Origin of the sequence: Leptospira koniambonensis (genome assembly GCF_004769555.1) — a bacterium.
GTDB lineage: Bacteria > Spirochaetota > Leptospiria > Leptospirales > Leptospiraceae > Leptospira_B > Leptospira_B koniambonensis.
The window spans coordinates 592,781-619,533 of the sequence record NZ_RQFY01000001.1 but is presented as its reverse complement, the minus strand read 5'-3'; the positions used below and the strand labels follow the sequence as shown (position 1 = coordinate 619,533).

Annotated in this window: 16 protein-coding genes; 8 read left to right on the top strand and 8 right to left on the bottom strand. The window is 38.2% G+C overall.

Annotated elements, in window-relative coordinates:
* Nucleotides 1-10: 10 nt before the first annotated feature.
* From EHQ52_RS02760 to EHQ52_RS02740, 5 genes are all read left to right on the top strand, one after another.
* Entirely contained in the window at nucleotides 11-838 is an 828-nt protein-coding gene (locus EHQ52_RS02760; protein WP_135613754.1) for an SH3 domain-containing protein, read from the top strand.
* Nucleotides 839-1,007: 169 nt separating this feature from the next.
* Nucleotides 1,008-6,779, top strand: coding sequence for an Ig-like domain-containing alpha-2-macroglobulin family protein (locus EHQ52_RS02755; RefSeq protein WP_167492157.1), 5,772 nt, complete (start codon nucleotides 1,008-1,010; stop codon nucleotides 6,777-6,779).
* A 39-nt stretch (nucleotides 6,780-6,818) separates the two neighbouring features.
* Entirely contained in the window at nucleotides 6,819-8,999 is a 2,181-nt protein-coding gene (locus EHQ52_RS02750; RefSeq protein ID WP_135613752.1) for a transglycosylase domain-containing protein, read from the top strand.
* A gap of 650 nt (nucleotides 9,000-9,649) precedes the next feature.
* A complete protein-coding gene (locus tag EHQ52_RS20015; protein ID WP_167492156.1) occupies nucleotides 9,650-10,630 on the top strand; it encodes a sulfatase-like hydrolase/transferase in 981 nt (326 codons plus the stop codon).
* A 183-nt stretch (nucleotides 10,631-10,813) separates the two neighbouring features.
* The gene (locus EHQ52_RS02740) at nucleotides 10,814-11,530 is read left to right on the top strand and encodes a DAPG hydrolase family protein (protein ID WP_135613750.1); all 717 of its coding nucleotides are present in this window, start codon (nucleotides 10,814-10,816) and stop codon (nucleotides 11,528-11,530) included.
* Between the two features lie 99 nt (nucleotides 11,531-11,629).
* On the opposite strand, the gene EHQ52_RS02735 is transcribed toward EHQ52_RS02740, so the two are convergent.
* Genes EHQ52_RS02735 through EHQ52_RS02720 form a run of 4 tightly spaced genes read right to left on the bottom strand, consistent with a single transcriptional unit; the run spans nucleotide 11,630 to nucleotide 14,346 of the window.
* Entirely contained in the window at nucleotides 11,630-12,436 is an 807-nt protein-coding gene (locus EHQ52_RS02735; protein WP_135613749.1) for a sulfite exporter TauE/SafE family protein, read from the bottom strand.
* A gap of 4 nt (nucleotides 12,437-12,440) precedes the next feature.
* Nucleotides 12,441-12,878 carry a DUF6691 family protein gene (locus EHQ52_RS02730; RefSeq protein ID WP_135613748.1) on the bottom strand — a complete coding sequence of 146 codons (438 nt, stop codon included), beginning with the start codon at nucleotides 12,876-12,878 and terminating at the stop codon, nucleotides 12,441-12,443.
* On the bottom strand, nucleotides 12,875-13,300 hold the full coding sequence (locus tag EHQ52_RS02725; RefSeq protein ID WP_135613747.1) for a YeeE/YedE family protein: 426 nt from the start codon (nucleotides 13,298-13,300) through the stop codon (nucleotides 12,875-12,877). The genes EHQ52_RS02730 and EHQ52_RS02725 overlap by 4 nt, the downstream gene beginning before the upstream one ends.
* A gap of 5 nt (nucleotides 13,301-13,305) precedes the next feature.
* Nucleotides 13,306-14,346, bottom strand: a complete 1,041-nt coding sequence (locus EHQ52_RS02720; RefSeq protein ID WP_135613746.1) for an MBL fold metallo-hydrolase — start codon at nucleotides 14,344-14,346, stop codon at nucleotides 13,306-13,308.
* A gap of 187 nt (nucleotides 14,347-14,533) precedes the next feature.
* Between EHQ52_RS02720 and EHQ52_RS02715 the strand changes: the two genes are divergently transcribed.
* Entirely contained in the window at nucleotides 14,534-15,688 is a 1,155-nt protein-coding gene (locus EHQ52_RS02715) for an adenylate/guanylate cyclase domain-containing protein (RefSeq protein WP_135613745.1), read from the top strand.
* A 28-nt stretch (nucleotides 15,689-15,716) separates the two neighbouring features.
* On the opposite strand, the gene EHQ52_RS02710 is transcribed toward EHQ52_RS02715, so the two are convergent.
* Nucleotides 15,717-16,568 carry a helix-turn-helix domain-containing protein gene (locus EHQ52_RS02710; RefSeq protein ID WP_135613744.1) on the bottom strand — a complete coding sequence of 284 codons (852 nt, stop codon included), beginning with the start codon at nucleotides 16,566-16,568 and terminating at the stop codon, nucleotides 15,717-15,719.
* 99 nt (nucleotides 16,569-16,667) lie between these two features.
* On the opposite strand from EHQ52_RS02710, the gene EHQ52_RS02705 reads away from it, so the two are divergent.
* Nucleotides 16,668-17,513, top strand: a complete 846-nt coding sequence (locus EHQ52_RS02705; protein WP_135613743.1) for a class I SAM-dependent methyltransferase — start codon at nucleotides 16,668-16,670, stop codon at nucleotides 17,511-17,513.
* A 102-nt stretch (nucleotides 17,514-17,615) separates the two neighbouring features.
* Here EHQ52_RS02705 and EHQ52_RS02700 read toward each other — a convergent pair whose 3' ends face one another.
* The 3 genes from EHQ52_RS02700 to EHQ52_RS02690 form a co-directional block, all read right to left on the bottom strand.
* Nucleotides 17,616-19,904 carry a glycoside hydrolase family 5 protein gene (locus tag EHQ52_RS02700; RefSeq protein WP_135613742.1) on the bottom strand — a complete coding sequence of 763 codons (2,289 nt, stop codon included), beginning with the start codon at nucleotides 19,902-19,904 and terminating at the stop codon, nucleotides 17,616-17,618.
* Nucleotides 19,905-20,210: 306 nt separating this feature from the next.
* Nucleotides 20,211-21,233 (bottom strand): VOC family protein, encoded by a 1,023-nt coding sequence (locus EHQ52_RS02695; RefSeq protein ID WP_244244770.1) that lies wholly within the window; start codon nucleotides 21,231-21,233, stop codon nucleotides 20,211-20,213.
* 172 nt (nucleotides 21,234-21,405) lie between these two features.
* On the bottom strand, nucleotides 21,406-23,028 hold the full coding sequence (locus tag EHQ52_RS02690) for a 7TM diverse intracellular signaling domain-containing protein (RefSeq protein WP_135613741.1): 1,623 nt from the start codon (nucleotides 23,026-23,028) through the stop codon (nucleotides 21,406-21,408).
* Nucleotides 23,029-23,281: 253 nt separating this feature from the next.
* Between EHQ52_RS02690 and EHQ52_RS02685 the strand changes: the two genes are divergently transcribed.
* The gene (locus tag EHQ52_RS02685) at nucleotides 23,282-26,734 is read left to right on the top strand and encodes an adenylate/guanylate cyclase domain-containing protein (RefSeq protein WP_167492154.1); all 3,453 of its coding nucleotides are present in this window, start codon (nucleotides 23,282-23,284) and stop codon (nucleotides 26,732-26,734) included.
* Nucleotides 26,735-26,753: the final 19 nt, after the last annotated feature.

Genomic DNA, 26,753 nt, shown 5'->3' with positions numbered 1-26,753 from the left:
AATTGCTTCCATGAAATTCTGGTTTATTCTTATAGTTACTTTCTTTATCGCATGTGCACCTGATAAAAACACGTCAAATTTTCTTTATGTAAATAGCCTGAACGGAATTATACTTCGCGAAAAGCCAAGTGCTGATTCTGAAAAATTGAAGGTAATCAATTATTCAACCCCCGTTCTGATATTGGAAGAAAGTCCGACTGAAATGAAAATCTCCGGCAAGTCTGGCAAATGGGTTAGAGTTAAGTATTCTCCGATTCAATACCCAGACGTTCAATCTGACAATACTGAATTTACTGGTTGGATTTTTTCTGCGTTTTTAACAAATGCAACTAATATACAATTAGCTTTAGTTAATAAATACGAAACGGAAAACGGCTGTTACAAAGTGAATCGCAAGAACTTCCCAAAAGATTTTAAATCAGGAATGATCGGAAGCTGCACCGGTGAGGAATGCAGTGGCTCAGATAATGGATGTATGGACATTAAATTATATCCGGATCATGGTGTTGGATTGCATGAAAGCGATTGGATTTCACGTTATGGGTCTTGGCAAATAGAGGGAAATCGTATCAAGATTTCTACCGGGCATGAGACAACTGATCAAGACAGTCGGAATGTTTGTGAACAAAGATGTAGAGAAGAAAATCTTTCCCGCTCGAAATTAGAAGAATGCGAAGAAGGATGTTGGTTAAGGAAGAGATCTTACGAAATATCTATATCGGAAAATGGGGAAGTTTACGTGACAGGTGACTATATTGGTTCGGCTGATATGGGATGTATGAGGCCTTTACCATGGCTTCAAGGGGAGAGTAAACAGTTTGGAATAAGTATCAGATAGGCATCGAATACCAAAATCTGAAAAAACCTCAAAATCTTGCTCGAAAATGGCTTAACGAAAATGCCAGGGGATTTCATTAGTAATCATTTCTACGAGAGAATTATTGATGAGACTTGCGCTATTGAGAATCCTAGGAATTAGACCTTTTGCCGTTATTTGCATCGCAGTCATGCTCTTATTCAGTGCGACACTCTTTGCATTTGATCTTCCATTTAGATTCCCTTGGCAGCAAAAACTGGATTTGGATTTGGGAAAATTCTCAGAACCCCCTCCTCCTGTAGATGATTCTATATTACTCGTATTGCAAGCGACTCCTAGTGGAAATCTCCCATATACAGGAAGTAAGAAAGAAGTCACTGTCGTATTCAATCACCCTCTCATTCCTCTTACAAGTTTAGAAGAGGAGACAAAAGGGGTATTCGAAATCAAACCTGCAATTGCAGGAAAATTCCGTTGGTACGGAACTCGGATCTGCTCCTTTGTTCCGGACGGAGAATGGATTGCCGGAAAGGAATATACCTTCACTGTCAAGGCCGGCCTAAAGTCGATTAATGGTAAAAATCTCCCAAAAGACTTTCAAGAGAATTTCATTATACAATATCCGGAATTGGAAATTCATAATATATCCTTGTACCAAGATAGGAAGGATTATAACGTCGATTATGAGGATGAAGAATACGGCTATTATTATCAAGACAGTTCGGCGCCGATTCACCCCAATCAGGAATTCCAATTTTCTTTCAGCGAAGATGTGGATCCGAAATCTTTGGATAAAGGAATCGAACTCTTAGTAAATGGAAAGCCGTTCCCGTTTCAGACTCGGTTTGCCAAAAATTCCAAAAGACTGATTATTCTAAAAGCCTCTCAGGCATTTCCAATCGATTCTGCCATACATTTGCAGGCAAACAAGAGTATAAAGGCGAGTAAGACTGATGTTTCTCTTTCAAAGGAATTAAGCGGAGATTTTAAGGGACCGGAAAATTTAAAGATCAGTTTGAACGATTGTAATTTCGAGTATTTCCAAGGAAGAGGATATTGCAGGCTTTCTTTTAATAATCCTGTGAACGGAAAAACTGTCTATGATTCGGTTCAGATCCAACCTCAAGCAAGAATATTAGAAAAATATGCTGGATCCGTACGTTCGATCGGAATTTCTTCCTGGGATCTAAAGTCAGGTGTGACATATAAATTCACATTCCCTGAGACTCTACGAGATGAATACGGGCATCCATTAGTAGGGGGTCGCGAATTTACATTTACGATGCCGGATTATCGCCCTTCTTATTATTTAAATACATATGACTCAGTATTAGAATCAAGTCTCAAACAAACTTTAGGAATCGATATTGCCAATATTCAAAACATGAAGTTGGAAGTTGCAGAAGTTCCATTTTCTTCCGTTTACGACTTCGAAAGAGAATATCATTCTAAATATAATTTTAATCGGCTCCGCTTCAAATCTTATGAATGGAAAACAGGTGTAGGACATCATCAGGGTGCAAAAGTCGGTTTGGATCTTTCTCCTTATTTAAAGAAGAATAAAACAGGTTGGCTCGCCATTAAACTCTCATCGGATTCCGTGGATGGGGAACCTGCGAAACAATTCGTTCAGTCCACAGATTTGGGTTTAACGGTAAAGAGATCTATGCTTGGCTCCGAAGTATGGGTGCATTCCATTACGTTAGGAACTCCGATTAAAGGAGTCTCGATAAAATCTTTCTCCAAGGATAAAAAACAGTTGGGGAACTGTCAAACTGATGAGTCGGGTCATTGTTCGATTGTAACTGGAAATATTTATTTAGCAGAGTCTGGAGAAGACAAATCTTTCGTAGAAGATAAGAATTACAGTGTCTCTATGTATTCTTTTTCAAATCATTTCAGTTATTCCAGTGATAACTTCTTTTTGAGAGGAAATATATACTTTGATCGTAAGCTATATAAAAAAGGAGAGAAGATGCACTGGAAGGCAATTCTCTCTGAGATCAGAAATGGTAAACTGAATCCACTCAAAAAGCAAACCGTTATCGTTAAGATTACGAATCCTGAGAACTCCGAAGAAAAATCGGAGAGCTTAATGACTTCAGAACAAGGTGGGATTTGGGGGGATTACGAAATTCCGGAAGATGCGAATCTCGGGCATTACACGATTTCGGTTTCTAAGGGAGATAATACGTTTGCGGATAATACTTTCCAGGTGGAGGATTTCCGTCCGGTCAACTTCTATGTGGATTTGAGCGGATTGGAAGATGATAAGGTAGGTGCTAAAAAAGAGATCAGTGTCGAAGGGCGTTATCTTTTTGGAGCTCCTATGTCACAGGCAATCTATGATTATAAATTAGATCGTTACAAAAATTCCAATCACCAAGGTTATCCGGAATACCAATTCGGAGAAGAAAATGATTACGGTGAACAAAGAGATTATTCTCAAACTGGTTTTTTTAGTGGAGATCAAAAAAAATTAGGTATCGACGGAAAAGCTAAATTCAGCGTGGATTTAAAACCGATGCTGATTTTGGAGAAAATCCATAAACCTTCTGTAATGGAGTTCCGTATGAGTTCTCCTTATCGAGTAGCAGCTTCTGCTACCGTTCATGATAAGGACGATAAAACGGTAACCAAGACCAAAGAGTTTAATGTATATTCTGGAAATTTTTCTCCAGGTATAAAATCAATTAACCGCTATGGTGTATATACTGGAAAATTCCATTTTAATCTAATCGCTGTGGACCCTAAGGGAGGAATAGCAATTTCAGGTAAGTCTGCGGTGGTTCGCGTTTTAAAACGTGTATGGAGTTCTGTAAGGACAAAGGGACCTAACGGTTCTTTCCAAACTAAGAATACTCTAATGAACGAACTTGTTTCTCAATCGGAGGTGGTCCTTTCTTCTAATCCGATCGATTTTATTTACCAACCGAATTCTCCAGGCTCCTATAGCATTACTGTCCAAGAGAAAGGTGGGTTAGGATTTGCTAAAGTGCTCTTCTATGCATATGGTGGAGAAGCAATCTATTGGGATTCTAAGGACGATAATACTGTAGGACTTATTCCGGATAAGACAAATTACAAACCTGGAGATATTGCTAAGATCCTAGTTAAATCAAATTTTCCGAAAGCTAAGGCGATCGTGACTATAGAAAGGGAAAAGGTGCTTTGGCAGAAAAGTATAGATCTGACCCAGGCGGGAGTTCCTTTGGAGATTCCGATTAAGGAAGACTATCTTCCAAACGTTTATGTAGGCGTGACTGTGATCCGACCTAGAACGTTTCCTGCTGACTCACTCAGTCCCAAGGAAAAGAAAGATTTTCTTGAAAAGGATCTGGGAAAACCGGAAATTAAGACCAACGTAATTAAGTTGGATGTTTCCAACGAATCTAAACGTTTGAAATTAGTAATTAATGCAGATAAGGATTATTATCGTCCCGGAGAAATAGTTCGTCTCTCAATTGAATCAGAACCGAATGCGGAAGTTTCCTTAAGTGTAGCAGACAGAGGGGTTTTAGATCTAATCTCTTATTCCTATGAAGATCCCCTTCATTTCTTTTATAAAAACTGGCCTCTATCGGTAGGAATATTAGAAATACGGAAACTATTGATCGACCAATTCTATGCAGCCCAGAAAGGGGAAAACCCGGGAGGAGATGTGTATGGAAACGGATCCGGAGGATTTAATGTGGATTCGGAAGACGGAACTCGGAAAAACATACGTTATACCGCATTTTGGTCCCCGAATATCATCATGGGAGCCGACGGAAAAAAGAATATCGAATTCAAACTTCCGGATAACCTCACTACATTTAAGATGATGGCTACTGGAAGTTTGAATGGAAAATACGACGAATTCGAAAAAGAATTCAAGGTAGCTAAGCCAACTGTTTTACTCGGCAACACTCCTAGATTTATTCGCTCCGGAGATTCGATGGAAATTGGCGTTACCCTCATCAACCAAACGGGAAATAGTCAAGAATTCAAGGTTTACTTGGAAAGTCCTTATCTGAGATCGAATGAACTTGCAAAAAAAGTTTTCGTATTTAAGGACGAGTCAGTAGAAGTTACCTTCCGTGTTTCTTTGAATTATAAACTTATCGAGTTGGAAAAGAATTCAGAAAAGACAAAAAAGAATTTTCTTCCAATAATAAAAGGAGTCTTAGGGGCGGAACCTACCAATTGGCAGCGATATATTGATAAAAAGGTTCCTCAATTCGAGTATAAGGATCGTCTCGCATTCCAATTCCCTATCAAGGAATCCAATCCAGAAGAAGCCTTTGCACTTTCTTGGTTCACAGAGAAAGAAGAAAAGGAAGCGATAAAATTTCCGAGTCCTAGCGGGATTGAGCCTGGTTCCGGTTTTTTGAATATTCGATTTTCAACGAGTGCTCTTATCGGTCTGGAAAAGGGGTTCCATTTTTATAAGACAAATCCTTATTCTTGTGCCGAACAACGAACCTCAGCTTTCTTACTGGCGATGACATCCGGAAACCTACTTGAAGATTTTGGATTTAAACCTTCCGATTCTAGCGGATATGATTTTTTTAAGATCAAGGATCAATTCTTAGATGAGATAGACGAATTTCAGAATTCGGACGGAGGATTCACTCTTTGGAAAGATAGTAGTTTTAAACAAATCTCGGATCCGTACTTGAGCGCCCATGTTATGTTTACATTACAGGCTGCAAAGAAGGCGGGTTATTCTGTGAACTCATCCTTATATTCTAAAGGTATTTCTTATTTAAGGAATTATGTAAAAGAGCCGCCTAAGGATGGTTATTCTTACATCCTCGAAACCTTATCCTATATAGCGTATGTTCTTTCCGAAGAGGGCATTTATGATAAAGGAATTGTATCCGTATTAATGGATAAGGAAAAGTCGCTCTCGATTCGAGCCAGGGCCTATCTTGCGATCGCGATCAGTAAGATCGAAAAGGTGAAAAACTACAAAGAAGATAGTAATACCAAGTTTTTAATAGAATCGATTTTGAATTCCTTGGAGATCACGAACGAAAATGTATTTGTAAAGGAACATAGTTGGGGAAGTTACAGAGGAGCGTTCTATACGTCTTCCTCAAGTTTGGCGATTGTTTTGAGGGCATTGATGATTCTTGATTCAGGAAATCCTTTGATACCTAAGATCGTTTCAGCAGTGATAAGTGATCGAGATAATAGATATTGGGTCGATAGCCAAAGTACGGGTGCCATGGCTTACAGTCTCAAGATGTATCGTGACGTTTACGAAAAGAATTTTACCGAAGAAAAAATAATAAGCGCGTCCATCGGGAGTAAACAGATTGCGAAGACCACATTTCCTCCGAATGAATTACGATCTGCGAATTTCACGTTCTCTTTGGACGATCTCTACTCTTTGGTGAGTCCAGGAACGGTTCAGGACTTTATCGTAAGAAACGAAAAGTCCTCCGGGAGAATGTATTATCGAGCATCTTTGGAATATAAGCCAATCTTACCTAAAGTAAAAGCAAGAGACGAAGGGTTTGAAGTTCATCGGGAGATTTTCGATATTTCCGACAAATCCAAGGCGTTTCCTTTCGGACGTAAGGTCAAAAACGATTTCGTAAGAGGTAAAATCTATCTGGTGAAATTGACGGTGATCAATCCGAAACCAGCAAGACAATTCGTTTTGACCGATCCGATCCCTTCCAATATGGAGATTATGAATCCTGAATTCGATACGGAAAGTGTTTCATTGAATCTACCCAAAAAGACTCTTAATGAAGAATACTATTGGAATTATTCTGGAGAAAGGACCGAATACAGAGACGATCAATTCCTGTTCACCGCAAATTATCTTTGGGAAGGCGCACATGAGTATTTTTATTTCCTAAGGCCTACCCAAAGAGGGACTGCGAATTTCCCTGCCGCACAGGCGAAGTTGATGTATGAGCCAGAAATTTTCGGACGAACTGCAGGTGGTCCGATTAATGTTCATTAGGTTGTGAGATGAGGAAGTTGAAATTTTCCGGAGCGAATCATGCTTTGGCTTGAATTTTATCTTATCCCACTTCTTTTTTTTATCCTAAGGTTGTTACCTATCGACGGGGCATATTTAAAGGGGGAGCAGTCTCTTGCATTTTATTCTTCAGAGAAGATTGCAATGAGTCGTTTGCCTACAAAGGAAGAGGAGACATTCACAGAATGGATTCCTATTTCCGAATATCCTGAAAACCTGAAAAGAACTGTGCTAGAATTGGAGGATAAGAGGTTCTATTATAGTTTAGGAATAGATCCAATTGCGATCGTTAGAGCCTCTTACCAAAATTATTCCAAAGGTCGTATCGTTTCTGGAGGCTCCACAATCCATCAGCAATTGGCTAGGATCGTTTTTTCTTCTACATTATCCAAGAATATCTATTTGCGTAAATTGCAAGAGATTCTATATGCTATTTATTTAAACCTTGCATTCGACAAGAATAGGATTTTGGAAGCCTATTTAAATCGAGTTCCTACAAAATTCAATCAATCTGGCTTTTCTGTCGCTTCCAAACGGATTTTAGGGAAAGATGTACATTTCCTGACGAGAGAAGATTCGATATCCTTAGTTATTCTCCTTAGAAATCCATCGATGACGAGGGAATCTTTTTTGAAACGATATGAATCTGTTCGCCTTAAGATTTGTGCTGAATGTTCCGCGAATATTTCTCAGATCGAAACGGGAATATTTGAAAATAGGCAGTATTCAAACGGTTCTAAAGGAACGGTCGCTTCTCATTATATCGATTGGATTCGGAAGGAATACCCGAATCTGTCTGGTAAATTCCAATCAGAATTTTCTTTGAATTTGACGGAAACAATTCGTAGTATATTAGCCGCCGAACTTACTTACCTAAAACAATTTCGTGCGAATGACGGTGCTGTTCTAGTATTAAGAAAAAGTGAAGAAGACGGAGCTTTACAATTGGTATCCATGGTCGGTTCTAAAGATTATAGTGAAGAGGTTTCCGGCCAAATAAATGGAACCATTGCCTTGAGAAATGCAGGGAGTACCCTAAAACCATTTCTATATGCGCTTGCGATGGATCGATTCGGATACAAACCGAGCACAATTCTGACCGATTCCGAAGTGAGTGTAAAAGTGGATTCTGAGTCCAGTTTTCGTCCCAAAAATAGCGATCTAAGTTTTTGGGGCAGAATGACTCTGAGAGAAGCATTGGCATTATCCAGAAATACTCCGGCATATCGAATGATGCAAAAATTAGGGATCGATTTCTTTCTTCGTTCCTTAAGAGACGTGGGAATGGCTCATCTAACTAAAGAACCCGAATATTATGGAGCGGGAATCGCATTAGGGGTGGGAGAGTCGAATCTAATTCAACTCGCGAGAGTATATTCTCTTTTTATTAATGAGGGAAGGCTAACTCCTATTCGATTAGGTAGAATGGAAAATGGAGAGTCTGTTAATTTTGGCTCTGCGAAAAAAGTCCTAAGTTTAAGGAGTTCCATCCAGATCAAACATATACTTGCAGACAAAGAAATTCGTCGCAGGGTCTTTGGGACGCGTAACTTTCTCGATTTTCCTTTTGCGGTTGCGGCAAAGACGGGGACTTCAAAAGATTATCGCGACTCTTGGACAATCGGTTTTACGGAAGAGTATATCGTTGCGGTTTGGGTTGGAAATTTTAATGGAGAGAGAACTGCAAATATATCAGGAGCTTTTGGCGCGGGCAGGATTTTCCAATCAGTTATGAGGCATCTATATAAGGATAAAAAACATTCATTTCTGTATCCTTCCGAATTCGAGGAAAGGACGTATTGTAGATTAAGCGGATCCCCTGCTGGAGAAAATTGCCTTACATATCGGGAGATATTTCCTAAATCAGATTCAAATAATGAAGTTTGCAAATTGGATCATCCCAAAAATTTTTCAGAACTTAATTTTTATCACGAGGATGTTCCTTCTGTCTTGTCTCCAGCGGAAGGAGAGACATATATAATCGATTCGAATCTACCCAGCAAGCTACAGAAAATTCCGATTCGAATTCTATATCCAGGCCAAGCTCGAAGCGAAGAATACTCCTATGAGATTGACGAACAAGGAAGAAAACCATTCTTTGCGGAGGTTGAGTTAACGATTTCTTTGAGTAAAGGTACCCATCGATTTTCGATTTATCGCAACCAAGTTGTATTGGAAGAATTTTATTTTAAAGTGGAATAGAAATGTTTTGGCGATCTGGATTTTATTTGATCTTTCCAATCATTTCCTTGTTTTCATCTTACTTCGGTTTGTTGATAGGGCCTGGCTTGTTTCGGATCTCGCTTTTTCTTTTTGTAGCGATCTGCTTCTTAACGATTTTTTTATTTATTGCCTTATATTTTTTCGAAAAGAAAGACGGATCTCCCTATCTGGGCTATGTTCAAATTCTATATTTAATCCTAATTCATTTGATCTTCTATCTTTCTGGGCTTTCGTATGCAAACCTGAAATTAGTTCCCGATTTTGGGTTAACATTATATTTCTTTCAAAATTTAGGAATTTTATATTACGATTCTTTTTCTGCCTTGAGTAGGTTAGGGTTCCTTTACCATTTCTGGTTCTTATTCTCTAGTATAGTATGTCTTCTCTTTATCCCGAAAGCCAATAGGCTATTTTTGGAAAAGGGTAGAACCGGATTTCCCGCGATTCCAATTTTAATTTTTCTTCTCATAGTCGGGTGTAATTATACCCTGTTATTTGCAGGAAAGTTAGTCTCTGATCCGGACCTAAAGACCTTAAATCGATTTTCAAAATCAAATTCGAATTCTAAACCAAAATATAATAAAAATATAATTATTTTTCTTTTGGAAGGTGTTAGTAAAGAAGCCTTTATGCAAGTAGATCGGTCTTCATTCAAAAATTGGGGAGAGATTGAATATTTTTTTGTACCAGTTCCTCATAGTTCGAATTCTTTATTTTCATTATTTACTGGGAACTATTCTGATTCGAGAAGAGAGCCAAATTCTGAAGATATAAAGTCTGCAAAACCTATAACAGCAGAGTTTGAAAGAGCTGGTTATAAGATACGATTTTTATTTTCTGGCCCAGGCTATTTCGAAAATATTCGAAGGATGATGGAGGATTGGCGAATTTATTTTTACGATCGAAATTATTTTAGAAGCAATGCAAAAAAGGATTACAAAGAGTTTCAATGGGGCTTGGAAGATTCGGTCCTTGTAGATTTTGCATCCGATTTTTCTAAATTAGATGTTTCTCCCTATTTGTATATTTTATACTTTACGAATACTCATTCTCCTTACTTTAATCCCCTTCCCGAGAAATTTCATAAATTTGAAGAAGATTCTGATTACGGACGCTATTTAAATTCCTTGGAGAACGAACTCCATCTCATAGATTCTTTTGTGCGAAAAAATGAAGATAGGACGCCAAACCAAACAATTTATTTACTTCTTTCGGATCATGGAGAGTCCTTTGGAAAGTTCGGGGTTTATAAGCATGGATTCTCGATTCGAAACGAGGAAGTACGAGTGCCTTTTCTTTATTATTCTCCGGGGCTTTTGATGTCAAGTGCGGAAAAGGGTGGGATCCATGATGTATTTCCATCTTTATTAGAACTTTTGGATTTTGGATCTTATGATGAAAAGGATGGGACCTCCTTTTTTAATTCTAACTACGAGTTTCAAATGCCGCTCTATTCCTGGGGGCCGAAAAACTCCAGAGGAATTTTGTATAAGGATAAAAAATACTTTTTAGAAGAAAATGGCGGAGATCTTATTGAAAGCGATTTGGGTGAATCCGAAATGAAAGTATCAAAAAATTATAATATTTTAAAATTTTTGCAAAGACATTGATGAGAGAAAGTGCAGGAAATATACGGGAAGTTCTTAGTAGAATTGGAGAAGAAATTAAATCTGAAATCTGGAAAGCCTAAGTTTGGTAAGTAGGAGGCTTTTAGGCTGAAAACCGATTTTAAATAAAACTAGAACATGATCTAATTTATTGACAGATCTTAAGAAAATGCACAGAGTTGTATTATGGGATTACTGTGGTTTGCCGGATTTGTATTAATATTTCTGATTTTGAATTTGGGGTTATCGGCCTTTTCCAAACCTAGGAAACTGGATGATCTTCTTAACGGTGACTTCGCGACAGCCTTAGAAAGACTTTTGAATGGCACATTGCAAGTCTCGGCACTTACTCCTATGCCAGGAGTGACGCCGGAAATGGTGAGGCTCTGGTTTTCTGAATATCTCCAAACTACGGAAGATTATAAACGTTGGCATCCCAAAGCTCATGTCTGGATGGATTGGGAATCGAAAGAGCCCGGAGCCTTAGTCGGCGCAAGTCACCTTGTTCATGAATATATAGGCTCTATTCTGATGAAACTCCGGATCAACTTTGTAGATCCGGCTTTGTTCTTCGATGTGGATCCGAATGATAAGGATCATTTTGTTGCTTGTGCTATCGTAGGTGATTTGGATTTGCCAGTAAATTTTGGTCTTTTATGCCATGCGGTTAAGCGAACAGAAGATGGTTCTGAAATGCGATCTCGTTTTTGGCTGGGTCATGTAAAGGCTCGAGGCTCTAAATTCAGTATTTTCAGGCTTTCATCTTTTGCCAATTTGCCTATTATTCGGCTGGTAGCTGTAAGTCGTTCTGGAGGGAAAGATCTGCAGATTCATTGTTTGGAAGAAATGAGCATACTATCTGGATTTCTTCCTTCACTCCATAAGGAAAACTCAAATATCTAATGTATATTTAATGAAGTGTGCAAGAATTATTAATTATGATTTTATAATATTTTTTCAATGTGTTCGTTTGAATTTCTGGAATAAATAAAATTATGTTTTCTATAAATTAAACCCCTGATCCCATAAGATGAAAGAAGCAATAGCCAACGTAAAATAACCGAAACCAATTTTCAGATTTCTTTCATTCATTCTGGTTGAAAGATTCTGTCCTAAAAACATTCCTGCAATTCCTAAAGCACAAATAGTGAGAAGTAACGGACAATTTTCAGTTTGTGCTGTTCTGAAGCTGATCGCGAACCCGAAAAGGGAATTTGCGGCAATGATCGCAAGTGATGTACCTACTGCCTTTTTGATTGGAAGTTTGAGTACAATTACCAGAGCTGGAATAATCAGAAATCCTCCTCCTGCTCCTACAAAGCCTGTGATTATCCCGATTATAAATCCTTTGATTCCAATCGATATAATATTAGGTGGTATTGCTGAGAGTTTAGTTCTCTCTATGCTAGATGAGCTATTTGAATGGATCATCGCCCAAGAACTAAAACCCATTAATACCGAAAAAATGATCATTACCAATAAAGGTTTTGTGAGTGTGACCCCGAAATCAGAAATTAAGATATTCGGAATGGAGGGAAGAAGTATATATCTCGCAATATAAATTCCTAAAAAGCTGGGTACTGCGAAATATATTCCAACTTTTATATTTGTATCTCCCTTTTTTGCTTGGATGATTGCTCCGACTAAAGCTGCTATTCCAACTACGAACAAAGAGTTTGTTGTGGCAAAAATTGCATCTTGTCCAAAGAAATAGAAAAGAATGGGAACTGTGAGAATTGAACCTCCCGCACCAATGAGGCCGAGCATAGTTCCCATGATAAAGGAAGATATATATCCTAGGATTAGCATTCGTTTATTCTAATCTGCTTTTTAAATTCATTTTTTTATCCAGGAACCAAAACAGAAACATTCCTATAATGATACTCACAAAAACGATTAGAGGTCTTGTTTCAAAACTTGCAAGAGTTGTGACTGAAACTGTAGGACAATAACCTCCAAGTCCCCAGCCGATTCCAAAAATCAAACTTCCGATTATCAAAGCAGGAGTGATTTCTTGCCTGGTCGGAATAAACCAGTCTTTTGAGAACATTGGAGTTTTTCTTTTTCGTATCAATTTGTAAGTGATAAAATGAACTCCAACTGCTCCAGCCATTGTGAAAAGTAGGGTAGGATTCCATTTTCCGAATACATCTAAGAATCCTAGGATGTTTGAAGGTTGTAAAATTCCGGACATTCCTAACCCAATTGCAAATAATAAACCTACGATGAGTGCTCCTATATTATATTTCATATATATAGCCCTGTTTTTCTGAGGAATACTACTGCTGCCATTCCAGCACTCATGAATACGATTGTAGCTATTATGGATCTTGGAGAGACTCTACTTACTCCACAAACTCCATGTCCACTCGTGCAGCCTCCTCCTAACATTGCTCCGAATCCAACGAGCACTCCTGCAAGTGATCCGATCCATGCCGTTGTCTGTAATTCTGCAGCTAAAAGTTCCGGCGCTGAGATTTTCAAAGAAAGACCGCCTAATAGTAATCCAATTATAAAATACCATCTCCAAGCTAGATCTCCTTTGACAGGGATCAATACGCCATACACAATACTACTGACTCCGGTTACTCTTCCGTTCCATAAAAGCATTAAAGAGACAGCGATACCAATTATCACTCCGCCAACGAGTCCCATTATCCAATCTGTTTCCATTCTTCTTACTCCTTGGGCAGGTATTTCTCATTCCAATTCACCATCCCTCCTGCCATATTGGATGTGAATTTATATCCTAAACGAATGCTTTCTTCCGTTGCTTGTTGTGAGCGTTTTCCGCTGCGGCATACAAAGATGATCTCTTCGAAACGATCACCTGTTTCTAAAAATTTTGTTAAATCAGGGCCTAATGTTACGAGTTGAGAAGTTCGAATATGTCCTAACTCTCCGCGAAATTCTTCTGGAGAACGTACATCTATGATCTTAATGTTTCCAATTTTCTTAAATACGTCTTCATTCAGAACAGTAGGAATTCCTGATATACTTAGAGGGCTCATGGTTCTTACGATTTCTAAATTACCGCAGCCTGCATTCGCGGGCAGTGCCAAATGCATTTTTTTAGGAGTTGTAAATTGTAATTCCTCCATAATCTTTTGGAATTCTTCTTTAGAACGGTTTCTTCCGATCCTTGGATTAAATTTCTTTTCTAAAGCGATTGTAGTGCTAGTTAGTCCTTTATAATCATGAGCTGGATAAACTTTGGTTTCATCTGGAAGTGAGAATAATTTCTGAGTAATACTCTCATAAAGTTTTGCAGAGGATCCTTCTTGGAAATCTGTTCTTCCTGTGCCTCGAATTAATAGAGAGTCTCCTGTAAATACCATTCCTTCGAATAGAAAACTCATACATGCGTTTGTATGACCAGGAGTTGCGATTGCTTTTATACTTTTGTTTCCAAGAGGAAGTATTCGTCCATCTTCCAGAAGAATATCTACACAATCTATTTCCGCCAGAGCGCTTACTGCAGTTTGAGCCATAGTGTTTTTACGGATCTCAGAAGCTCCTGTGATATGATCCGCATGTATATGAGTTTCTAAAATATACATTAGATAGAGACCTAATTCTCTGATCAGTTTTAGATCTCTATCAACAGTTTCCCAAACCGGATCTATGATCGCTGCCTCTTTGGTTTCCGGATCAGCAATCAAGTAAGTATAGGTAGAAGATTGAGATTCGTATAGTTGGTAAAAAAGAATATCATTCATTTTTTGTTTTTACCTTTTGTAACGTGCATATACATCAATATACGATTCTTCGATCTCTTGATCTTGTATAATCCTGCAATACTTGGAAAAAATTTATAGAGGCCGAAGATTTTTTAGGGTTTTGCAGAATTATACAAATGTTGGATCTTTTCTTCTTAGTCTATTGAAGAAATGAGAGTTAAAAACTATGAGAACTAAAGAACGAGATAAACTTCATAAGGATGGGCTCATCAATTTTTCGATGGCATTTACTGCTGCTGGTTTTTTATGGAGCTTTTTATATTTTATATTAGGTTTTCCTCAATCTGCTGTAATCCCGGGAGGTTATGCTGTCTTAAGTTTATTGAGCCTGTTTTTTGTTTTTGTTACAGGTAAATACTTAGCTTTTAGATTTCTTCAATTTCTTTTTATCTTAATACTTCCTGTACTCTTACAATTAAGTTTAGGTGGTTTTGAAAATTCTGGAGCTGTGATCATCTGGGCGATCCTTTGTCCACTGGGAGCTCTTTCTTTCGCTCCAATTCGTCAGGGACTAGTCTGGTTTGGATTATTTCTGATCGTTTTAGTTTTAACTGGAATTGCAGAATTTTATCTGCATCTGCCCGTGCCAAAGGTAGAGCGTAATATGCAGATATTATTTTTTGTGATCAATATTGTAGGAGCAGGGACTCTTACTTTTTTTAGTTTATACTATTTTATTTCTAAAAACAAACAGGAGCATGATAGAGCAGAAAATCTTCTTCTGAATATTCTGCCTGAACCTATTGCGGAAAGATTAAAACATAATCCATCTACAATTGCAGATGGATATAAAATGGTTTCTATATTATTTGCAGATATAGAAAACTTCACTGTAATTTCTCAAAAGGTTTCTCCCGAAACTTTGGTTCATTTTCTGAATGATGTATTTTCCCATTTTGATCTTCTCGCTGAAAAATACGGTATGGAAAAGATTAAAACGATCGGAGACGCATATATGGCTGTTTCTGGTATTCCGATTTGGAATGAAAAGCACGCGGAAGCAGCAATGAAGATGGCGATTGAAATGCAAAAGTTCGTAAAAACCTTGCATGATCCTTCTGGAAAACCTTTAAGAATGAGAATTGGCATCCACTCTGGACCGGTTGTTGCAGGCGTGATCGGTAAAAAAAAGTTTGCATACGATCTTTGGGGTGATGCTGTGAATACTGCAAGTCGTTTAGAATCTCATGGTGTACCAGGCCGGATCCAAATCTCTGAAACAACTTATGAGCTTCTGGAAGATACTTCTCAAATAGAAATTCGAAGATTAATAGATGTGAAAGGTAAGGGGGAGATGAGAACGTATCTTAGTTACGAATAGAAGAAAATTATAAAAAACGCAGATTCTATTAAGCTTCTGCGTAGCTTGCCGGTACTTCTATAAATGATTTCAGATGTCTTGTACTTCTGAATATTTCAGAAGGAGGTAAACCAAATGTTGCTCGAAAGGTCCGAGTAAAATGAGCGGAATCAAAAAATCCAGCACGATGTGCAGAATCAGTATGACTCATTCCATGTAAAAGTGAATACACTGTTAATTTGAGTCTAAACCAAGTGCGAAAAGAATGAAATGGAATACCAATCTCCTTCTTAAATTGGTGTTCTAGGCTAGATACAGACATTCCCGCAAATTCTGCCAGATCTTTTGCTGAATGATCTTCATGAGGCATTGTAGTGATCAATTCTACGATTTTTTGGATACGTTGGTCTATCGTTCTGGAATCATTTTCCACGATCGGAGGGATTTGATTTAATAATTCTAATAATGTTTCTTCTGAGTTAGGATCATTAGAAAGGATTTGGTTGATCTTACTGAATAATTGTTCTTCTTCCCTTAATGAAATAAAGATACCGTCTGTTTCACTTTCAAGATTAGTTGCTCTTAACGATTCATAATTAGGACTACTTAAATCCATAAAGAGTAATATGCAGAACTTTCCCGTAAATCGGATAGAATGATCTACCATCGGCGGGATGAGTGCGGAACGAAAAGAGATCCAATCAGTATCATTTAAAGAAATTTGGAATTCTCCGTCCAAGCTGATACAAACTGTAGCTGCGGCTCTTCGACGTAATGTTAGATCGGGAAGATATCCCGCAAACAAACAACGGCTCCCCCAAATACAAATCCTTTCTTGTCGATCGAGTGGGTGAGAATTAATTTCCATAGGTTGCAGAATTATACAAGGAGCTTTCATCATCTGCAAATATAATCATCCTGTCACTGAGAATTTATTCTGCCCTGATTTGGGTAGAAGGTTGGAAAGAAGATACTACTCTATAATAGGATTTACACTTATATGATCGAACTTGCCTTGGAATCTGGATCGGAAAATCCAAACAAAATGTTATGGGAGAAAGGCGATTTTACTGAGATCGCTTCTTTGATGCGCAAATCGGGAGAAGAGCTCGTAATTCATCTTGGAATAATATCTCCATTAAAAATTTTAGATTTAGGATCTGGAGATGGGACTACTGCAATCCCGCTCGCAAGGACCGGATCAGAGGTAGTCGGGATAGACATCGCAAAAAACTTAGTGAAGGCAGGAAATAAAAGAGCAAAAGAAGAAGGTCTTTACAATTTAAAATTCCAAGAAGGAGATGCATGTGATTTAAAAGAAATCTCCGATCATTCTTTTGATCTTACTCTTTCTGTATTTGGTGCAATGTTTGCTCCTAAACCATTTGATGTAGCAAGCGAAATGGTCCGGGTCACCAAACCTGGTGGTCGTATCGTTATGGGGAATTGGATCCCAAATGATCCGACTTCATTTGTTTCTCAACTATTGAAGATTAGCGCATCCTTCTCGCCTCCGCCTCCAGAAGGTTTTGTAAGCCCAATGACCTGGGGAATGAAATCTTATGTGATGGATTATTTTGTTAAGGCTGGTGCAAAAGCGGAGAAAATTTCTCTACTTAAAGACACATATAGTTTTATTTCACCAGATAAAACTCCTGAAGATTTGATTGAGTTACTCGGAAAATTTTACGGACCAACTATGAATGCTTTTGAGGCTGCGCAGAAGAGCGGAAGAATAAAAGAGTTACGTAGGCAGCTAATTGAGCTTGCTACTTCTCAGAATCAAAGTGGCTCGATCGGAATTTCAATTCCTGCTACTTTTTTGAGGGTGACTGTTGAGCTATAATCACAAAATTATATAGATTAAACTTTAAAATAAAAAAGCCGACTCATATGAGCCGGCTTTTTCGAATTATCTTATACCAAGTAAGATCTACTTAGTATAAGATTATCTATTTTGAATGGTTACATTCTCAGTCTTCACATAAGAAGTATCAAACCACCAAGCACGAACTTCCATAGGACGATCTGCTTTATCAGGTGCTATATTAAAATCTAATGAGAAGTTAGTGTATTGGCCTGGACCTACAAACTCATGTCTGTATACGTCTCTTCTTGCTAATACTTCTTGGCCATCGTAAACATCTATGGTCACAACCTTATCATTATTCGCGTTAGTAACATCTACTAACATGCGGAATACTGCTCGTTTGTTCCCAGTTCCCCAGCGACCTCTATCATAAGGTCCATATATCATATGGTCTGCCCAATGATCAGCTGTGGTAACAACCCAAGCATCACCTTCTGCGAATCCAATGCGGTGAGAAAGATTTTTTGCCTTATACACTAAAGGTAATTCTCCGCTCAATGGAGAAGCACAACAAAGTAGTGCAGCTCCTCCTCCATCTCTTTGAGCAACTCCAGCTACGTATTCAGTATCAGCACATTGTCCTTTGTAAGAACCTGGAGCCCAATCTCCTCCGCGTTGAGAAGAACGGCTGTCTCCTCTGTCGAACCAGATTGTGCGGCAAGAGTTAGCAAGAGGGACCTTACTATGAGCACAAAGGATACCACTTGTTCCCCAAGAGTGTTTAGTTGCTCCTGCAACATAATAGTCATTAGGACATTCGTATTTTGTAAATCCGCCTGCCCAATCTCCTGTTCCATGGTAACGAGTAGTGGTTTCATAGACTGCTTGCACGTTAGTCGCACGGTCTGCATGCCAAAGTTTTCCATATTTTGTATCACTACAAAGTGCTCTTTGGTCACGGCTTAATCCTAATAGACGTTCTCCATCCGGACAGGTTCCTTTGTTTGCACCTGATAACCAATCATTATCGATAGTACTTACGTTATCATCTACACCGTTAAATCCTATCTTAGTCAAATGATCTACATATGCAACAGATCCAGTCTTACCATTGAAAGCAAGAAGGCGATCCATATGCTCATCACGCCAATTTCCTCTTTTGGTTTGAGACCAGTCAGAAGTTACAAGTCCCCATTCGTCCTCTCCGTTCAGAGGCCAGAATGCGAAATCAAGATCCTTCTCAATTAAATAATCCACAAGTCTTTTGAGCCATTCTCTATCTGCAGGATTTGTTTCCCCTGGAGAAGCTCCGAATTCACTTACCCAAACAGGAGCCGTAGTAACTGCGTCTGGATCAGTTACATATCCCCATTCGTCTGTGATAGTGTTTCTGAATGTATTTAGATCCATATCCTTGTATTTGATATTTCCGCCGGAAGTAGCATCGTCACCGTTATGTTTAGGTCCGATAAATCCGTAGTTATGAGCGGCATACACCAGTTTGTTTACATTACGAATATGGACTTGAAGATCTCTAACAGGTTTTAAGTGAGGACGTTCTCCTGAACCTAAGATTGGGATCGCTCCCCACCAGTTGATACCTTCGACAACGATTACCATGTCTGGGTTTGCTCGTAAGATATCATTTCCAGCTTCGCCAGCAGCCTTACGCCAATCGTCTATATTATTCCAACCCCAGTTAGGGCTATTCGGTAAATGAGTATCGTTAAAACGTTGGGTGCGAACTTCGTTTCTAAGATCCGCAGCAGCAACTAACTTATTATTCTTATAACGATTTACGAGGAACACCCAATCTGCTTTCCACATTTCAGGAGTTTGGTTATAAGCGAAGGAAGATCCTGTATGATACCATTGACCATTATAGTCAAATCCACAGCACCATTCTGAGAAGGTAGTATGGTTATTTAATACAACTACGATCCCTGCAGCAGTTAAAGCAGCAACTGTTTCATCATAGATCTGTAATGCAGTCTTTCCGAAAAATTGTGGGTTAGCTGCCACATATTGGTCCGGAACGATATTATTATCATGAAGCATTATATTGGAAAAAGGTAATCTAACTGAGTTAAAGCCCCATTCCTGGATCAGAGAAATAATATGAGAGATAGGTTGTTTATCCAGTCCTCCCACTACCTGACGGGTATCACTTGCACCATACCAATTTACCGCTTTCAATTTGAAACGGTTATTATTCGAATCCACGATATATCTACCGTTAGTACTCAGAGGAACGACCGGAGGAGTGGTCGCTACTGCTAAAGACATCACGGAGCGATATGCGGACTGAGCCGATTTTGGAAGTGAGAAAGGTAAATACGCTTGGTCCGTTTCAGGGGAACAACTTGCTAATATAGCAAAGACCACCAAAACAGAACAAAAAATTTTCATTTTTCTTCTGTTAAACATTTTGAATTCTCTCCATTGAATTCCCAATCAATCACGGATTGTTTTTATATATGTGTGGGGGATATTAAACAGTACATACTTATATACCGTTTATTTTTTTCCAAGATTCTATTTTATATCTGAAGTTTTTTCTTTTTAAAGCGTTTGTTATGATAAAAAATATTGAACGAACAGTCCATATATTTAAAATCCATATATTGCAAAACATTCATACATTATGAATTTATAATATATTCAGTAGGGCGGTTCTGTTATTTGAATAGAACTTGTTCAAGTGTTCAAGAGGGACCGATCGGCTTAAGGTTTTCATTTTTTCTGGGATAGAAGGATAAGATTTCCTTCTGGATCTTTAAGTATCGCCGTATTGCCTTGTTCTTCTAGTTTGATCCCACCTTCTTCGAGCACTTTGTTTACTGATGATCTTAAATCCAAAATCCGGAATCCCACTGCTATTCTTCCAGTATCAGATTTATCTAATGGGCCTCTTGTGCTGAAATTATTATAAGTAAAAATTTCGAAGGTAGGGCCCCCTTCCTCATATCCGGGGAGGGGAAGATGGCGACCTTTGATCTCTACACCTTGGATCCCAGTTAGGTCTTCTATAAAGTCTCCCTTATAATCCCTTTCGAAGCCAGTAGGATTTGTCCCAAATACCTTGCCATAGAATGAGAGGGCCTTAGCCCAATCCTTGGAATTGATATTTACGTGAAGGAATCGGATCTTATCGATCCCAGGCGGATCTAGCTTAAAGCGGGTTCTTACGAATGAGTCTATACTTCGAAAGATAGTGCTTGGGCTAAGAGGAGTTGGAAATGGAATATGGATCTCGATTATATTCCCATCCGGATCCTTTCCATAGATTGCAGGAACTTTTTGCAAATCCTCGAAACTACTGTCTATCTTTCCTCCGTTCTTTTGTATTGTTTGGATGAGACCTGGAACATTATCCGTTTCGAAACATATATGAGCGTAACCCAGGTCGTTTGCACCAGGTGTTCCGTGATTCGATTTCTCTGATTTTAATATAGTAAATATTGGGCCTTCTTCTTGGTAATCAGGAGTTCTGAGAGAAATGACAGAAGAGGGGGGATCTCCGAGGGTCCAGCTTTGTTCCGTCGTTGCTTCTTTTGCTTTAAATACGTTTTTGTAAAAATCCGCAAGACGTTTTGGCTCTGGACTTCTGAAAATTACAGTCTCAAAGGTAAAATCCGAATTTGGGATCCTTTGATATTCATGGGGAGAAGGAGTTAAAATCCACCAGATAGTAATTAAGAAAAGTATAGAGAATAGAACGATCAGAAACTTCTTCATGTATACTAAGAATAGCATGGGTATTCTATTCTAGGCTTGAATGAATCCGGTATGAGCGAAAAAACTGTGCCTCCTGAACAAGTGATTCTGACCCCTTTTAGCAGTGGCAGTAACCCCTTGCGGAGTATGGGGTGTGGATGTTACTAATAATAGAGTGTTATTTTTTCCTTAGTTTAAGAAAGAATTTTTATTAAGGAAATTCAAACATTCTAAATTGTTTTGGAGTCCTTCCTGTTATCCGTTTGAACTCTGCATTGAACGCCGCTTTGGAACCGAATCCGGATTCATAAGCAATTTCTAAAATATTCCATTCAGATTTTTCCTTTAGCAGTTGGATTGAATGTTGTATTCTGTAATAGGATAAAAGTCTCGGAAATGTGGTATTCAATTGAGTATTACATATTTCCGAAAGCTGGTGAGGATTTAATTCTAACCTAGCAGCAAGAGATGCTAAAGAAAGATTTTCTTCCTTAAAGATCATTTCTTGGGTGAATAATCTTTCTATTTCTCCCAAGATCTCATTAACATTTGTATTATGGATCTTACTTCTAAGATATTTAGAGCTCTTTTGATCTGATATCCTTGATCCTTCTGAGTTGATAGAAAATTCCGATAACCGATCCATCGCGGTTTTCATTTCCATTTCTAATTTCTTTCGTACTAAATCTAAATTTTTGTATCTTTGGTAGATACTTGCTGCGAAAAAGATAACTTCCAATGGTAGAGCCCAGGCAGGCAGATAAAGGAATAATGGATTAGGAGGCAGAACTTGCATAATCCATAATATATATACGAATGCAGCAGAATAAAATGCTCCCCATGTGATAATGAACGTCAATAGATGGTTTTGTCCTTGTATTAACATTCTGATCGTGACGATTAGGAAAGCAGGGAGCCAAATCATATAAATAAGAGAGAATCCTCTCGAAAATAATCGGTTCCAATCTGAAAGTACGGAAGCTATGGAGCTTATAAGGGAAAAGATTAGTAAAGCTACGGCAATTTTATCGATGCGTGGAAAGAATGTTTTCAAATCCACGAACTCCCTGAAAAAAGCGACCCCAAAAAATAATGTCAAAGCCTGGCTGAAAAAAATTCCGTGATTGATCCAATAAGGAGATTCAGGCCAAATAATCCTAGGTGCAGAAGAATATACCAGGCTAAAGTTTAAAGTTACGCAGAATATATAACCTCCATACCAAAGATAGATTTGGTCTTTGAGGGTATAAAAGAAGAATAAAGAGAACAAACATATAGCGAGCATGAACCCAGCATAGAACGAACTGAACATTGTGCGGTCATTGGTTCTATCTCTGGCTTCTTCTTCCGAAAGAATAGTGATAGGTATACGAATAAGAGACCGAGTGTTGATCCTGACTAGTATTTCTTTATTTTGAAGAAGTGGAATGCTCGGATGATCCAACCATGAAACTTTCCATTTACTTCTTTCTAAAATGGATCCAGCCTGGCCGTATAAGTTCCATTCACCGGTATTAGTTTGCAGAAAAAAATCTATATTAGTAATAGTAGGCCATTCGAGTATTGCATAACATTTTTTTTCATTTGAGAAAGGTTTACTCTTTAGTTTTATCCAAATCGTACGGTCTGTAAATCCAAAATCAATAGTTGGTTGGCCCAAATCCTCAAAAACCTGAGTAAATGCAGAATTTGGGTCCCTTTCTCCAGCTGAACTCGTTCTTAGTTGTAGAACCTCAAGGCTACAATTTGTTTCCTTCTCTCCTTGGTTTGGCAACTTACAAGCGCCTATCGCGAGTAAGGAGACCAGGAGGCAGGTTATATAGGATCTCCACATTCACGGCGAGTTGTTTCAGATAAAGAAAAGATAGCAATACTTATTGGAAATAAATGTCCAGAATTATAACCACAGACGACGGATGATGTTTTATGCCTATTATATTGTCCCGAATATGGAAGCTCTATCGCAAAATCCTTGGCCAATTATTCCTTCGAATCCGACCGACCTTCAGTATTTTTGGTACCAGTTGCCATTTGCCGTTCCTGGGCTCACAACTTTCATTGTAGGGTTTCTGTTATTTGTCGCAGGCATGATCAGGGCAAAAAAGAACGGATCTCAAGCCCTTTTAATTAGTTTTGCAATCAGTTGCCTTTCCTTTGGAACTCTTGGACTTCTTTTAGGTTTAAGGGCAATCATCCTGAATGAAGGTATATTATTAGCGATCAATACGATCCTTTATCCTATTGTTCTTTTATTCACTCCTATGAGTTGCCATATTTTGGATCAGATCCTGGAAAAAAAATACAGGATCATTCGTTGGATAACTTGGTTGAATTGGGGAGCAGTCGTATTTGCTCTATCGGGAATCGTTTTAAATCGGGCCTTCACTGGAGATTTTATTCTCTATTCATTCGGAAAGTATCCTGTCTCTACTTTCTTCTTAAAACCTTGGGGAATTATTGGAGTTTTTTCTTATTTTCTTTTTGGTGTTCCATGTATTCTGCATTTTCTAAAACATAATTCTTTAAAGAATAAGAAGACACTCTTACTTGCACAAAACCTTTTAATCATCTTAACCGCTTCCAATTTGCCTAGTTTTGTAGGGATCCCATTTTTCCCTGGTGGGAATTTTTCATTTATTCCTATGCTTATACTCGCGTATGGAGTATTTAGATCTGATTTTCTTAATTTAAGCGATTTTCTATTTAATAAAAATGCTTTATTTTATTTTTTGAATGCGATCATTGCGTTCTTATTCTTGGGAATATCAGGGGCGGTTGTATATCTGCTTTCCCCTGAAGAACTGGCCAAATCTCAAAGCATACATTGGGTTTTTATTCCGCTGATTTCTACTTTGGCGGTTTTTTGGTTAGGGATTATTGTTGGAGGAACAAATCCTGCTTCTCCCTTAAATCAGATTGCTGCATTCTCTCTTTATATCTATGGTGCGCAACTAGTATCTGTTCTTGCGATCAATATAATCTCAGATCCTATAATAGGTCTTAGGATTACTCAGATTTCTTACGTAATCTTTTTCCTTGCGCCTTCGATCCATATACGGTTTGCATATCTTGCTCTAAAGAGGCCTTTACCGAAATACTTTCCTGTTTTTGATACTTTGGTGTTTTTATTAAGTATAGCCGCTCTTTCTCCTTGGCTCTTCGTAGGATATTATGAATTTCCTTGGGGTAGGATACTTGCATCGGGACCTGTTGTGCAAGGATTTGGGGCAATAGGTTTTATCGGGATCCTGATTGTTTTATTAGAATGGATTTCCGTATTAAAAAGAAAGGAGTCTGACTTCTTAGGTAATTTAGCAATTCTATTTTTAGTTGTAGGAAGTATTATGCTTCTTTTAAATCTTCCTGCAACCCAAGGATTTCCTATTTATCCTCTTGGGAATTTAACTATTATTCCAACTGGAATACTAGCCTATGGAGTTTTAAAAAAATCCACGAGGTTAGAAACCCAGCAAGCGTTTAAGATTAGTCATAGGATCTCTCTTTTATCGCTTTCCTTGATCCCATTATTTACTTTTCTATTGTTTCCTTTTTTGCCAAAGAGCAGTCCGTTAGACTCAAGGATACTTTATATTCTTTTAATATTATTTCCTATACTTCTTTTGGGATACCAACTCGCTTTCTTTTTAACTAGACCAATTTCTTCTGAGTTGGATCTTTTATTGCAAAAATTGGATCGGGCAAGAGAAGAAGCTGAAATCCTCGCTGAACTTACTAAGCGGATCAATTCGACTAGCGACCTAACGGAAATTTTACAATTTGTTAAAGATCATATTTCTTTAAGATTTGGTGAAAATCCTATACTTGCTCTCTTTACGGTCAACGATGCTCACCAAGCATTAGCATTATATCATCTGATCTCAAACACTGATTCGGATATTATGGATAAGATCTCGGATCTTAAGATTCCTCTAGGGTTAGAAGGAGGGATTCTTGCAAGGACATCCAAAAGGCAAAAGCCAATCTATTTGGCAGAAATAAAATCGGAATGGTTGGATGCTTCTCCTTTTGATGCGATACTTGTTCGGACTTTTAATTTGGAATCGGTTCTTCATGTTCCATTGGTAGTGCAGGAAAAAACGTTAGGAGTTCTTTCCGTAACTTGGTCAAAAATCCAATCTCTGACTCAGAAGGATCTGAAAGAAATAGCTTCATTGGGAGATCAAATTGCAGGTGCTGTACAAAATGCAGTCTTATTACAAGAGACAAAGGATTCTGCGGAAGAAATAGAAGAATTAAATCAGTTCGCAAGGATTTTAAATTCTTCACTGGACCTGGATCAAGTCTTTCAGTCTGCATTCGATTATATTGTTTCTAAGACCACAGTGGACACTATGTGGTTACTACTCAAAGATAAAGAGAATGGAGTGCTAAAAACCTATTCTGGCGGTTCGGCTATGCATGGACTTACAGAAAAGGAAATGCAATACTTTCGCGATTTGGAAATTCCGTTAAACGAAGCTGGCGGAAGTATGTATCAAACATTTTCTGAAAAAGAACCATTATATATAGATGATATACGATCTGAGAACGGTTTTACAAATCTACTCAATGGGAACAAGGTCCGCTTTTCTAAGTTAGATCTTAGGATCGCAAAGAACTGCCACTTATACTCAATGTTCCAAATCCCTCTACTGCTGAATCAAGAAGTGATAGGAATTTTGAACTTAACTGCTTTCGAAAAAAGAATAGGTTTAAGTGTTAAGGCAAGAAATAAGATCATGCGGATCTGCGAACAAATTACTACTGCATTACATAATGCTTCTTTGTATGATCAGATCAAAAATCTTTTCACTGAAGCGGAGACTTCCCGCGAAAAAGCAGATTCATTACTTCTGAATATTCTTCCTTCTGAAATTGCTGAGGAATTAAAAGAAAAAGGAGAAGTCAGGCCAATCTTATACGAATCTGCTACCATTCTATTTACTGATTTTAAAGGTTTTACTCAAATCGCAGAAACACTTTCCCCATCTGATCTGATTAGAGAGTTGGATAGTTGTTTTACTCAATTTGATGAAATAGTGCATCGTTATAAGTTGGAAAAATTGAAAACGATCGGCGACTCTTATATGTGTGTGGGCGGGATCCCTGCAAAAAATAGGACCCATGCAATTGATGCTTGTTTGGCAGCTTTAGAGCTTCAGGCATTTATGAATCAGATGCAATCAATTAAGAAACAATTAGGATTACCATATTGGCAGATGAGGATCGGAATTCATACGGGTCCGGTTATAGGAGGCGTGATCGGAAAGAAAAAATTTGCTTTTGATGTATGGGGAGATGCAGTTAATACTGCTTCACGTTTGGAGTCCGGTGGAGAAGTAGGGAAGGTCAATATTTCTCAAAATACTTTTGAGCTCGTGGATGATTTTTTTAAAACTGAATATCGAGGCACTGTGCCCGTTAAGAACAAGGGTTATATGGCGATGTATTTTTTAGAAGGGCTTAGAGAAGAGTATTCTTTAACCGACGGAAAGGTCCCTAATAAAATATTTCATGAGAAATATCTTTCGTTTTATTGAACGAAATTTCAGGCTGATT